The following is an 11,011-nucleotide window of genomic DNA, read 5'->3' on the forward strand; positions in this document are numbered from 1 at the left end:
CGCCGCGAAATTTCTATTCCCCCTTTGAAAATTTTGGAGTCCGCATGAAACGCGATTTAGCAATGTCATTCTCTCGTGTCACTGAAGGTGCAGCACTAGCTGGTTACAAGTGGCTTGGCCGCGGCGATAAAAACGCTGCAGATGGCGCTGCTGTAGAAGTAATGCGTAGCCTACTGAACAAAACCGAAATTAGCGGTGAGATCGTTATTGGCGAAGGTGAAATCGATGATGCACCTATGCTATACATCGGCGAAAACGTCGGTATTGGCGGTGATGCTGTAGATATCGCCGTTGACCCAATTGAAGGGACACGCATGACAGCAATGGGCCAATCAAATGCATTGGCTGTCTTGGCTGCAGGTGAGAAAGGTAGCTTCCTTAAAGCGCCTGACATGTACATGGAAAAATTAGTTGTTGGCCCTGGCGCAAAAGGCGCGATTGACCTAGAACTGCCACTGACAGAAAACCTAGAAAACATTGCGAAAGCACTAGGTAAAACACTCGATACACTAGTCGTAACCACTCTTGCTAAGCCACGTCATGATCAAGTGATTGCCGACATGCAGGCGATGGGCGTTCGTGTATTCGCAGTGCCAGACGGTGATGTAGCTGCTTCTATCTTAACGTGTATGCCGGACAGCGAAGTCGACGTAATGTACTGCATCGGCGGCGCACCTGAAGGTGTCGTTTCGGCGGCGGTTATTCGCGCACTCGACGGCGACATGCACGCACGTCTACTACCTCGTCATGAGGTAAAAGGCGATACAGAAGAGAACCGCAAACACGGTGAGCTTGAATTAGAGCGCTGTGCTGAAATGGGCGTAACGGCGGGTATCGTGTTGAAGATGGAAGACATGGCTCGTAGCGACAACGTTGTATTCTCTGCAACGGGTATTACTAAGGGTGACCTGCTAGAAGGCATCACTCGTACAGGCAATATCGCAACCACAGAAACACTGCTTATCCGTGGCCGCTGTCGTACTATTCGTCGCATCAAGTCGATTCACTACCTAGAGCGTAAAGACCCAGAAGTGATTGGTCACATCCTGTAAACCTAAACTAGGTTCAACAGAACACGCGAAGGCTGATACCAAGTATCAGCCTTTTGTTTTATTGGCCATCAATAACCCGTGCATTTCACCTACGCCATAGTAAATGGTTTGCTTTATAAACACCTTGCCTCATAATAGTAAGGTTCATTAGGTAGAGATAGTATGAAAACAAGCGACAAAATCTTACAGACCATTAAGCGTCAAGGCGCGGTAACCGCGAAACAACTGTCAGAAGAATTTGGCATGACGACAATGGGTGCCAGACAGCACCTACAAAGTTTGGAAGATGACGGTATTCTTGCGTTTCATGACGTCAAAGTAAAAGTAGGTCGCCCAACTCGTCATTGGTCACTGACTCAACAAGGTCATGGTCAATTTTCAGATCGACACGGTGAGCTCACGATTCAAGTGATAGATGCTGTCGAGAATCTGTTTGGTAAAGAGGGGCTAGCTAAAGTGGCCGCTGAACGTGAACAACACACGTTAAAGCAATACCAAACCGCCCTGTCTGGCTGCGACAACCTACTGAGTAAACTTGAAAAGCTAACCCAACTTCGAGAAGAAGAAGGGTATATGGCTGAACTTCAAGATCAAGGCGATCACTACATCTTGATCGAAAACCACTGCCCTATCTGTAAGGCTGCGACTCGCTGCCCTAGCCTGTGCCAATCAGAACTCAATGTTTTCAAAGAATTACTCAAAGACGAATGTCATGTGAGCCGCACTGAGCACATCATTACTGGCGAACGTCGTTGTACTTATACCCTAACGCCTAGCCACTAATACTGTCTCAATATTGAGAAAATAAAAATAGAACAAAATTTGTACAGATTTCTTTCTTAAGCTTAAAGCATATGAAACATGCTTAGTGCTAAGGAAGGAATGATGGGACATCCACAGCCAGATCAAAAACTGCCCCCCTTTGACGAACTTGTCCAACTCGCGAAAAGCGATCCGAAAGCATTCAATCAATTCAAACATGAGATGTGCGAACAGATGATTTGTTCAGCATCAGAAACCATGCAAGACAGGCTTCGTGCCCAACAGAGCCACATCGATTTAGTGGTTAGTCGTTGTAAAAACCCGCATCACACCAATGTCGTTTTGATGCAAGAATTAAGCTGCCAAGTGTGTAAGTTCCAAGACGCTCTACAAGGTCGTTGCGGCTTTGAAGAATCTCAGCCTGAAAATGTTGTGCCTTTTAGACCCAATACAGAACCCAAAATGTATTAAAGCGATACGAATTAAAAGCAGAAAAGTGAGCTATCTTAAAAACAAAAAAAGGAGCGCAATGCTCCCTTTTTACTGATGAATCATCCAATATTTATACTGGATCTTCGCCGTAGTCGTTACGACCTTCTGTGCCTTTCAATAAGCCACATTCAATCAGAATCCACAAGCCACACACTAATGCTGCAGCCGTTGCCGCCATATGAATAGGCGATACCGACTCTGTCGTGGTCGCAGCCATTGGTGAAGCAAGGCGACCTAGCACGAGTGGCACATTCAGCAATAGCCAGTGGTTCGACTTGTTACGGTCGTGCCAGCGCTTAGCCGTGACTGCAAGATCTGGGATAACCAGCATCAGTAGGAAGATCGGTAACAGGATGTAAGAATATGCAGGGAACAAAACCGAGATACCAGAAGCAAAACCCGTAATCGCTATGTAGTAGAAAATATTCCAAATCCAGTAAGTCTTACGACCAATTCTCCCCTTGAAAGAGAGCAGTAAATCTTTCATCGACATCTTAAATACTCAAAAAATTAATACGCTACCAAAAAGTTAGCAGCAAATAGTCAGTTAATCACTTTTAGTTAGTTGATTATTTTTAGCTAGTTAATCACTTTCTGAAAGCAACTTTTATCCATATCTCGTATGTTGACCGTTAGGCTACGGATATGGCTTGCCTGTTCTTGTAGGGTTTGCATCAACAAACGCGACAATTCTCTTTTCTGTTCTTCGGTACGCCCTGCAAGTAACTCGAAGCTAATATGAACAAAATCCACATTGTCTTCTTCATCACCGACCAACCAGTTATGACAGCGCAGTGAACGAGACTTCACAGAAGGTACGTCAAACAAGCCACAGTTTAATGTAACTTGATGAAGGTCTTCCAGTAAACCTTGGATATTCACTCGCTCATCCACTGAATTTGAGTACTCTAGAACTAGATTCGGCATTATTACTTCCTATTGTTAACGCAATCGTTTGTCCCTTAATAACAACTAACGATGAAAAATCCGAGAAGTTAGCTATTATTCTGTCTGCCGGATCACTGATATTTGCTCAAAATCTACTCTGACCATTGAGTAAGATCCAAGAAAGTCATGACCACAGTCATGATCTGTTGATATTATTCTGTTATATTATTTCGTAATAAAGTTTACTTTTTTACATTCGATTTATTTAAATACTTTGGAGATATTCCTATGCGTCATCCTGTAGTTATGGGTAACTGGAAACTAAACGGCAGCAAAGAAATGGTTGTTGATCTACTAAACGGTCTTAACGCTGAACTTGAAGGCGTAACAGGCGTAGACGTAGCAGTTGCTCCACCAGCACTTTTCGTTGATCTTGCAGAGCGTACGCTTACTGAAGCGGGCAGTGCAATCATCCTAGGTGCTCAAAACTCTGACCTAAACAACAGCGGTGCATTCACTGGCGACATGTCTCCAGCAATGCTTAAAGAGTTCGGCGCATCTCACATCATCATCGGTCACTCTGAGCGTCGTGAATACCACGCTGAGTCTGACGAGTTCGTTGCTAAGAAATTCGCATTCCTAAAAGAGAACGGCCTAACTCCAGTTCTTTGTATCGGTGAATCTGAAGCACAAAACGAAGCAGGCGAAACTGTTGCTGTATGTGCACGTCAACTTGACGCTGTTATCAACACTCAAGGTGTTGAAGCTCTTGAAGGCGCTATCATCGCTTACGAACCAATCTGGGCTATCGGTACTGGTAAAGCAGCTACAGCTGAAGATGCACAACGCATCCACGCTCAAATCCGTGCACACATCGCTGAGAAATCTGAAGATGTTGCTAAGAAAGTTGTTATCCAATACGGCGGTTCTGTTAAGCCAGAAAACGCAGCAGCTTACTTCGCACAACCAGACATCGACGGCGCTCTAGTTGGCGGCGCAGCTCTAGACGCGAAAAGCTTCGCAGCTATCGCTAAAGCAGCAGCTGAAGCAAAAGCTTAATTTAAACTTCACCGTTTAAATTGAATGAAAGGTCAACTTAGGTTGGCCTTTTTTGATCTCGCTCGAACACCACCCTCTCCTGCCTCTCTTTTGTCACCAGCTCTTCGTAACTTAATAACACTTCTATTCATTGGACTTCGTTATGAAGATTTATACACGACCTCAGCTCAATACATTTCGAAAAACACTCCGAAACAACATGCCTCAACCAGAACGTAAACTATGGTTTTATATAAGAAGAAAACAGCTTGGCGTAAAATTTAGAAGACAACATAGCATTGGAAAATACATCGTGGATTTCTTCTGCTGCGAACTAAAACTGGCCATTGAGTTAGATGGTAATAGTCACTTTTCAGAACAAGCACAGGCTTACGATCATCAGCGCACACGAGACTTAAACAAGCTTGGAATCAAGGTACTTCGCTTTACCAATGAAGAAGTTAACCACAGTATTGAGACGGTTTTAGGGAGAATTACAGATGCATTGCCCCAATGAACCTCTGTGTATACATCCCCCTCTAACTCCCCCTTATTTCAACATTTCCGATCACCCAAACCCTAGGATAAAGGGGGAGAACCTTCTTTGTTCACTTAGATTTATCACCTAATTGATACCATACAATGCTCAATAAATCGCTAACTGGAAAGCTTACACTGATAGCGATAATTTGTTGTGGGTAGTTGTCTGTTCCAACAAATACGGAACTGTTCCTCCCCTTTCCAAACAAAGCTAAATGGATTCGTGAACCTGACGTAAGGGGAGGCTAGGAGGGGATTTTAAAATGAATCAAAAGAACGACAGGCACAAAAAAACCGCTGATAGATCAGCGGTTTTTAAATTCTTTAAGCGAACGCTAAGCGTGGCTTAGAACAACTCTTCTGCAACGCGGAACAGCTCAGAACGGTCTGGGTTCTGCATATTCTCGATACAGTCGATGATGTCGTGGTGAACAAGCTCTTCTTTCTCGATACCAACACAACGACCACCGTGGCCTTCTTGAAGAAGGTGAACAGCGTAGTTACCCATGCGAGAAGCCAGTACACGGTCAAATGCAGTAGGACGACCACCACGTTGGATGTGACCAAGAACCGTTGCACGAGTTTCACGACCTGTTGAAGATTCGATCTCTTTAGCCAGTTCGTTCGCGTCCATCATTAGCTCAGTTAGAGCGATGATTGCGTGCTTCTTACCCTTCGCAATTCCATCTTGGATATTGCTGATTAACTGCTCTTTATCTAGACCAGTTTCAGGAGTAATGATGTACTCACAACCGCCTGCGATTGCTGACATAAGCGTAAGGTCACCACAGTGACGGCCCATGATTTCAACAATAGAAATACGTTGGTGAGAAGAAGACGTGTCACGTAGACGGTCGATTGAATCAATAACTGTGTTAAGCGCAGTTAGGTAACCGATTGTGTAGTCAGTACCTGCGATATCGTTATCGATAGTACCTGGAAGACCGATACATGGGTAACCCATTTCTGTCAGTTTCTTAGCGCCCATGTAAGAACCGTCGCCACCGATAACAACAAGTGCTTCGATACCGTGTTTCTTAAGGTTCTCAATGCCTTTCTCGCGAACTTTAACATCTTTGAATTCAGGGAAACGTGCAGAACCTAAAAAAGTACCGCCGCGGTTGATGACGTCAGATACGCTTGAACGGTCAAGCTTTTCAATACGGTCTTCAACAAGGCCTTGGTAGCCATCGTAAATGCCGTAAACTTCAATGCCAACTGATAGTGCGGTACGAACTACGCCGCGTACTGCTGCGTTCATGCCTGGAGCGTCACCACCACTGGTCAAAACACCGATCTTCTTAATCATGCTCACCCTCGATTTTTGGGAATCTATTATTCAATTCTTTTGCTTGCCGATTGTATATCAACAAGATTTTAAATCTATATATGTGCTTTATGTTACATTTCCTCAATAGGAATAGCACTTAAATCGCGTAAATTTATGTAACATTTCTACTTCTGTAAGAGTATTACAGTTTTACTCAGTAACTTTGTTGATTCACATCAGAATCAACATTAATTGTTATGCGGTGGTTTTTGTATCACCAAAGAATTAGCAATTTTTACTCACTTTAGTTCAAAAGCTACCCACTTACCATTTGCGGGCTGCTTTTCCTGCTCATTACCAAGAATGAAATTTCTGCTGCTTCTCGGGGCCGAATACCACCGAATACGGGTCTTGATGAATTAATACATCAGCATCAGGGAACACGGAGATAAGCTTGGCCTCTACTTCGTCAGAAATGCGATGCGCTTCAATAAGTGGGATATTATCTTCCAATTCTAAATGCAGTTGGATAAAGCGAATCGGCCCCGAACGACGCGTTCGTAACTGATGCACACCCAACACGCCTTCAATGCTTAATGATGTCTCTTTAATCTGTTTCAGCTCTTCATCTGGCAGCTTATGATCAAGTAGAGATTGCACCGCTTCCATCGCCATTTGGTAGGCGCTGTACAGAATGTAGATACCAATACCAACCGCAAACACTGAATCTGCCTGACCAATACCAAACCAACTCAACGCCAATGCCAGCATGATCGCGGCATTCATATAGAGATCGGTTTGGTAGTGCAGTGAATCAGCCGCAATGGCTTGGCTACCGGTTTTGTTTACGACATGCTTTTGGAAGCGAACTAGACCAAAGGTCATCACCATTGCGAATAAGCTGACGTAGATACCAATTTCTGGGGAGTTCAGTTCGTGGGGTCTAAAGAAGCGCTCAATACCGTTAAGAATGAGGAAACAAGCCGAGCCGGAGATAAACATCGCCTGCGCTAATGCGGCAAGGGATTCAGCCTTACCATGACCAAAGGTATGTTCTTTGTCGGCAGGCTGGAGAGAATAGCGAACCACGATAAGATTGACGACAGAGGCCGCGATATCCAACATTGAATCCACTACGGAAGCCAACAGACTCACAGAACCTGTCACCCACCACGCTGCGACTTTCACTATCAATAAGATAGTGGCGATGGTGGTGGCTGCCCAAGCGGCGAGCGTAACTAAACGTGCGTATTCTTGTTTCATAATTTGGCTATAAAGTGACTGATAGCACAAAGTATAACCTGCAAACAATCAATTGAATATGACAGCTAGGATGTAAAACATTCATTTCTAGGGGTCAAAAAAAGCGGCACGCGGCCGCTTATTTCTAAACACGTTCATTCAATCCGGCTTTCTCAAGCCATGAATTACTTGTCTTTGTTCATGCGTTTTTCCATTTTGTCAGCACACTTAGTCATGCGCTCTTGCTGGATTTCTTTCAGTTGAGTCTTTTGCTCAGCCGTTAGTACGCTCATCATTTGGTGTTGTTTCTTAAGCATTGCTACGCGACGCTCAGTTTGCTTCTCAACCATTTGGCTTGCTAGGTCATTTGCTGCTGCTTCATCGAAGTTGTCAGCCAATACCAATGCTTGAACTTTCTCTTGGTGCGCTTTCATTTTTGCCATTTTGTCGGCTTTGTTGCCAGCGTGTTTTTCTTTCATCTCTGCACGATTCGCTTCGCGCATCTCTTTCAATTCTGTTTTTTGTGCGTCAGTTAGGTCTAGTTGACGCATCACTTTCTTATCGAAGCCGCCACATTTACCGTGCATGCCTTTGTGGTCGCCTTTATCGCCGCCGCCATATGCGAACGCGCTTGCTGTACCAAACATTAGTGGAAGTGCCGCAGCTGCTAGTACAAGTTTCTTAGTCATTTTCATAATTGTTGCCTCAATTCGGTATAATAAGTCATGTGTTGCGTCTGTTTCTCAGCGCTTGAATATAGATTAGTCTTTCCCTCGTAAAGTGACGTTTAGAAAGCGTAAAGAATCGTAAAGAGTGAAAGCTGACGAATAATTAGCAGTATTATTAACGTGTAAATAACCAATTAAGGCTTCCCAATGGCGAACATTCTTCTTATTGATGACGACACCGAGTTAACCGGCTTACTTAAAGACATTCTGAGCTTTGAGGGGTTTACTGTTTCCGAAGCCAATGACGGCTATGCGGGGCTTGAGGCCATCAATGATGAGATAGATTTGATCCTATTGGATGTGATGATGCCACGCCTTAATGGCATGGAAACCCTTAAGAAGCTGAGAGAAAATTGGGAAACACCGGTATTAATGCTGACCGCTAAAGGTGAAGAGATCGACCGTGTGATTGGCCTTGAACTTGGCGCGGATGATTACTTACCAAAACCGTTTAGTGACCGAGAATTGCTTGCGCGTATCCGAGCGATTCTGCGTCGTACACAAACCGCTGATGCACCTAAAGCAGCCAGTGACACCATTCAATACCAAGACATCGAAGTCTTCCCTGGCAAGCAAGAAGCTTACTGCAATGGCCAACAAATCGACCTCACCACTACCGAGTTCGCACTGCTTAGCCATCTGATTCAGAATCCAGGTCAAGTGATCACCAAAGAAGCATTGAGCTTAGATGTGTTGGGTAAAAGGCTGGCGGCATTTGACCGTGCAATTGACATGCATATCTCTAATCTGCGTAAGAAGATTCCAGAACGTACTGACGGTAAGTCTCGCATCAAAACCTTACGTGGCCGTGGCTATTTACTGGTAGAGGAAGGTTAATGCGTATACCTAAAATCACTAGCTTATATGGACGTATCTTTGCCATCTTTTGGTTCACCATGTTACTGGTGCTTTTATCCGTATTATCTCTGCCGCACCTCGATCCTCGAGTGGCGCGAGATGTGCCCGCCGATCATCTTAATAAATTAGAGCGTATCGCTAAAATCACCGAAAAGCGCTACGCCAAAGAACCGAATCTAGGCAAAATTGTCTTCCAACTTGAGGCACCACGTAGCCGCAAGGATTCTCGTGCTCGTATCTATTTAACCGATCTTGAGGGTGCAGTCCTTACTTCGAAAAGACATTCAGACTATAAACTTAAGGCGATTCGTAACTTTGTTACCTCGATTGATAACCCTGAGATGCCGAAGCAAAAGCTCTACGGGCACTACATGGTCGCAGGGCCCGTGCCGATTACACTCGCTGGTGAAGAACTGTTGATGTATGCCGGAGTGAAGTGGAACCAACCACCGCCATTTTTGCTGCGACTGTTTGATAAACCTTTACAGCTATTACTTGCCGTCATGTTAGCGAGTACCCCGCTCTTGCTTTGGTTAGCTTGGGCATTGAGTCAACCGGCTCGCAGGCTTGAACGCGCAGCGCAGCGTGTAGCAAAAGGGCAGTTTGAGGTCGATCCTCAGCTCGAGAAAGGCACATCAGAATTCAGACAAGCGGGTGAAAGCTTTAACCAAATGGTCGAAGCGGTAAACCAGATGATCTCAGGGCAACAACGCCTACTCTCTGATATTTCACACGAACTGCGCTCACCACTGACTCGTCTGCGCATGGCCAATGCTCTTGCGATTCGTAAACAAGGTGAAAGCCAAGAGTTAGAACGTATCGACATGGAAGCACAGCGATTAGAGCAGATGATCAGTGAACTGCTGACACTCTCTCGCATGCAGGTCGACAGTCACATAACTCGTGAAGTTCAACCACTCTCAAGTCTATGGGAAGAGATACTAAAAGACGCACAGTTTGAAGCCGAGCAGATGGGCAAACAGCTAACGTTCTGCGATATCCCAGATCGTTCTATTTCTGGTAATCCAAAACTCTTAATGAGTGCATTCGACAATATTACGCGTAATGCTATCTATTACGGCAAAGACCAAGTCGATGTGCAATTCAGCGTTTTAAACGATCAACTGACTATTCGCGTGAATGACAATGGCGATGGTGTGCCTGATGACGAACTCGATTCGATCTTCAGACCCTTCTATCGTGTTTCGACTGCGCGAGATCGTAACTCAGGCGGCACTGGACTTGGGTTGACCATTACAGAGAGTGCGATTCGTCAACACAGCGGAACCATCACAGCCAGCCGCAGCACATTAGGCGGATTACAACTGGAAATTACCTTACCTATCCTACCGGTGTAATACCCCCACAAAGATCACAGTTGATAATGATTGTTATTATCATTATGGTAAATCCTCTAATTAAGGAGGATTTACCATGTCACACACTTTCCCTGCTCTACCCTACGCTTACGATGCTCTAGAGCCTTACATTGATGCGAAAACGATGGAAGTGCATTACAGCAAGCACCATAGAACCTACTACGATAAGTTTGTTGCAGCTGTCTCTGGCAGTGAACTTGAACAGCAATCTCTAACTGAGATCTTCGCAAACATCTCCCAGCACAGTCCTGCGGTTCGTAATAATGGTGGCGGTTACTACAACCACATTCTGTATTGGAATTGCATGTCTCAAGATGGCGGTGGTGAACCGACAGGCGAACTTGGCGAGGCTATCAAAAATACATTTGGGGATTTCAAAGCGTTCCAAGAGCTGTTCGCGCAAGCGGCGATCAATACCTTTGGTTCCGGCTTTGCTTGGCTAGTGGTAGAAGAAGAACAACTGAAAATCATCTCGACTTCAAACCAAGACAATCCGTGGATGGATACGGTTGCCAGTAATGGTGAGCCGATTCTTGCACTCGACGTTTGGGAGCACGCCTACTACATCAGCTACCAAAACCGTCGCCCTGATTACATCAATGCATGGTGGAATGTGGTGAATTGGGAAGCAGTTTCTGAGAACTACGCGCAAGCTCTCGCTAAATAAGTTCAGCGGCTACATAAGCCTAACGACAGTAGAGAATCTTGATACCGTGACTCGCATAACCAGAGGTGGTGAACTGTACTCACTCAGCTTGCCAC

At 44.9% G+C, this 11,011-nt stretch carries 13 protein-coding genes; 8 read left to right on the forward strand and 5 right to left on the reverse strand.

Going from position 1 to position 11,011, the window contains the following annotated elements; translation table 11 throughout:
* The first annotated feature begins 44 nt into the window (after nucleotides 1-44).
* From glpX to QUF19_RS15800, 3 genes are all read left to right on the forward strand, one after another.
* Complete coding sequence (gene glpX / locus QUF19_RS15790) at nucleotides 45-1,052, forward strand: class II fructose-bisphosphatase (protein ID WP_076668759.1); 1,008 nt, start codon at nucleotides 45-47, stop codon at nucleotides 1,050-1,052.
* Between the two features lie 162 nt (nucleotides 1,053-1,214).
* On the forward strand, nucleotides 1,215-1,835 hold the full coding sequence (locus tag QUF19_RS15795; protein WP_286294901.1) for a helix-turn-helix transcriptional regulator: 621 nt from the start codon (nucleotides 1,215-1,217) through the stop codon (nucleotides 1,833-1,835).
* 102 nt (nucleotides 1,836-1,937) lie between these two features.
* The gene (locus QUF19_RS15800; protein ID WP_286298910.1) at nucleotides 1,938-2,285 is read left to right on the forward strand and encodes a DUF3135 domain-containing protein; all 348 of its coding nucleotides are present in this window, start codon (nucleotides 1,938-1,940) and stop codon (nucleotides 2,283-2,285) included.
* Between the two features lie 91 nt (nucleotides 2,286-2,376).
* Here QUF19_RS15800 and QUF19_RS15805 read toward each other — a convergent pair whose 3' ends face one another.
* Together QUF19_RS15805 and QUF19_RS15810 are read right to left on the reverse strand one after the other, a co-directional pair.
* Entirely contained in the window at nucleotides 2,377-2,799 is a 423-nt protein-coding gene (locus tag QUF19_RS15805; protein ID WP_286294902.1) for a DUF805 domain-containing protein, read from the reverse strand.
* An 86-nt stretch (nucleotides 2,800-2,885) separates the two neighbouring features.
* A complete protein-coding gene (locus QUF19_RS15810) occupies nucleotides 2,886-3,233 on the reverse strand; it encodes a 5-carboxymethyl-2-hydroxymuconate Delta-isomerase (protein WP_102438454.1) in 348 nt (115 codons plus the stop codon).
* A gap of 249 nt (nucleotides 3,234-3,482) precedes the next feature.
* Here QUF19_RS15810 and tpiA point away from each other — a divergent pair, with 249 nt between their 5' ends.
* Both tpiA and QUF19_RS15820 read left to right on the forward strand, forming a co-directional pair.
* The gene (gene tpiA, locus QUF19_RS15815) at nucleotides 3,483-4,253 is read left to right on the forward strand and encodes a triose-phosphate isomerase (RefSeq protein ID WP_012604968.1); all 771 of its coding nucleotides are present in this window, start codon (nucleotides 3,483-3,485) and stop codon (nucleotides 4,251-4,253) included.
* Nucleotides 4,254-4,395: 142 nt separating this feature from the next.
* Nucleotides 4,396-4,749 carry an endonuclease domain-containing protein gene (locus tag QUF19_RS15820; protein WP_286294904.1) on the forward strand — a complete coding sequence of 118 codons (354 nt, stop codon included), beginning with the start codon at nucleotides 4,396-4,398 and terminating at the stop codon, nucleotides 4,747-4,749.
* Between the two features lie 369 nt (nucleotides 4,750-5,118).
* Here the strand turns inward: QUF19_RS15820 and pfkA are convergent, their stop codons facing one another.
* The 3 genes from pfkA to QUF19_RS15835 form a co-directional block, all read right to left on the reverse strand.
* A complete protein-coding gene (gene pfkA / locus QUF19_RS15825; RefSeq protein WP_029223212.1) occupies nucleotides 5,119-6,081 on the reverse strand; it encodes a 6-phosphofructokinase in 963 nt (320 codons plus the stop codon).
* Between the two features lie 315 nt (nucleotides 6,082-6,396).
* Complete coding sequence (fieF, locus tag QUF19_RS15830) at nucleotides 6,397-7,305, reverse strand: CDF family cation-efflux transporter FieF (RefSeq protein ID WP_065113634.1); 909 nt, start codon at nucleotides 7,303-7,305, stop codon at nucleotides 6,397-6,399.
* A 164-nt stretch (nucleotides 7,306-7,469) separates the two neighbouring features.
* Nucleotides 7,470-7,979 carry a CpxP family protein gene (locus tag QUF19_RS15835; protein WP_065113633.1) on the reverse strand — a complete coding sequence of 170 codons (510 nt, stop codon included), beginning with the start codon at nucleotides 7,977-7,979 and terminating at the stop codon, nucleotides 7,470-7,472.
* A gap of 180 nt (nucleotides 7,980-8,159) precedes the next feature.
* Here QUF19_RS15835 and QUF19_RS15840 point away from each other — a divergent pair, with 180 nt between their 5' ends.
* The 3 genes from QUF19_RS15840 (at nucleotide 8,160) to QUF19_RS15850 (ending at nucleotide 10,916) form a co-directional block, all read left to right on the forward strand.
* The gene (locus QUF19_RS15840) at nucleotides 8,160-8,849 is read left to right on the forward strand and encodes a response regulator (RefSeq protein WP_286294907.1); all 690 of its coding nucleotides are present in this window, start codon (nucleotides 8,160-8,162) and stop codon (nucleotides 8,847-8,849) included.
* Complete coding sequence (cpxA, locus tag QUF19_RS15845; RefSeq protein ID WP_286294908.1) at nucleotides 8,849-10,228, forward strand: envelope stress sensor histidine kinase CpxA; 1,380 nt, start codon at nucleotides 8,849-8,851, stop codon at nucleotides 10,226-10,228. Before QUF19_RS15840 ends, cpxA begins: the two co-directional genes overlap by 1 nt.
* Nucleotides 10,229-10,304: 76 nt before the next feature.
* Complete coding sequence (locus QUF19_RS15850; protein WP_286294909.1) at nucleotides 10,305-10,916, forward strand: superoxide dismutase; 612 nt, start codon at nucleotides 10,305-10,307, stop codon at nucleotides 10,914-10,916.
* The last annotated feature ends 95 nt before the right edge of the window (nucleotides 10,917-11,011 follow it).

It is taken from the genome of Vibrio sp. FE10 (assembly GCF_030297155.1).
GTDB classification, from domain to species: domain Bacteria; phylum Pseudomonadota; class Gammaproteobacteria; order Enterobacterales; family Vibrionaceae; genus Vibrio; species Vibrio apostichopi.

Coding starts and splice junctions, on each gene's coding strand:
- tpiA (WP_012604968.1), top strand. CDS start 3,483: ATGCGTCATCCTGTAGTTATGGGTAACTGGAAACTAAACGGCAGCAAA.
- QUF19_RS15810 (WP_102438454.1), bottom strand. CDS start 3,233: ATGCCGAATCTAGTTCTAGAGTACTCAAATTCAGTGGATGAGCGAGTG.
- fieF (WP_065113634.1), bottom strand. CDS start 7,305: ATGAAACAAGAATACGCACGTTTAGTTACGCTCGCCGCTTGGGCAGCC.
- QUF19_RS15835 (WP_065113633.1), bottom strand. CDS start 7,979: ATGAAAATGACTAAGAAACTTGTACTAGCAGCTGCGGCACTTCCACTA.
- cpxA (WP_286294908.1), top strand. CDS start 8,849: ATGCGTATACCTAAAATCACTAGCTTATATGGACGTATCTTTGCCATC.
- QUF19_RS15805 (WP_286294902.1), bottom strand. CDS start 2,799: ATGTCGATGAAAGATTTACTGCTCTCTTTCAAGGGGAGAATTGGTCGT.
- QUF19_RS15820 (WP_286294904.1), top strand. CDS start 4,396: ATGAAGATTTATACACGACCTCAGCTCAATACATTTCGAAAAACACTC.
- QUF19_RS15795 (WP_286294901.1), top strand. CDS start 1,215: ATGAAAACAAGCGACAAAATCTTACAGACCATTAAGCGTCAAGGCGCG.
- QUF19_RS15800 (WP_286298910.1), top strand. CDS start 1,938: ATGGGACATCCACAGCCAGATCAAAAACTGCCCCCCTTTGACGAACTT.
- glpX (WP_076668759.1), top strand. CDS start 45: ATGAAACGCGATTTAGCAATGTCATTCTCTCGTGTCACTGAAGGTGCA.
- pfkA (WP_029223212.1), bottom strand. CDS start 6,081: ATGATTAAGAAGATCGGTGTTTTGACCAGTGGTGGTGACGCTCCAGGC.
- QUF19_RS15850 (WP_286294909.1), top strand. CDS start 10,305: ATGTCACACACTTTCCCTGCTCTACCCTACGCTTACGATGCTCTAGAG.
- QUF19_RS15840 (WP_286294907.1), top strand. CDS start 8,160: ATGGCGAACATTCTTCTTATTGATGACGACACCGAGTTAACCGGCTTA.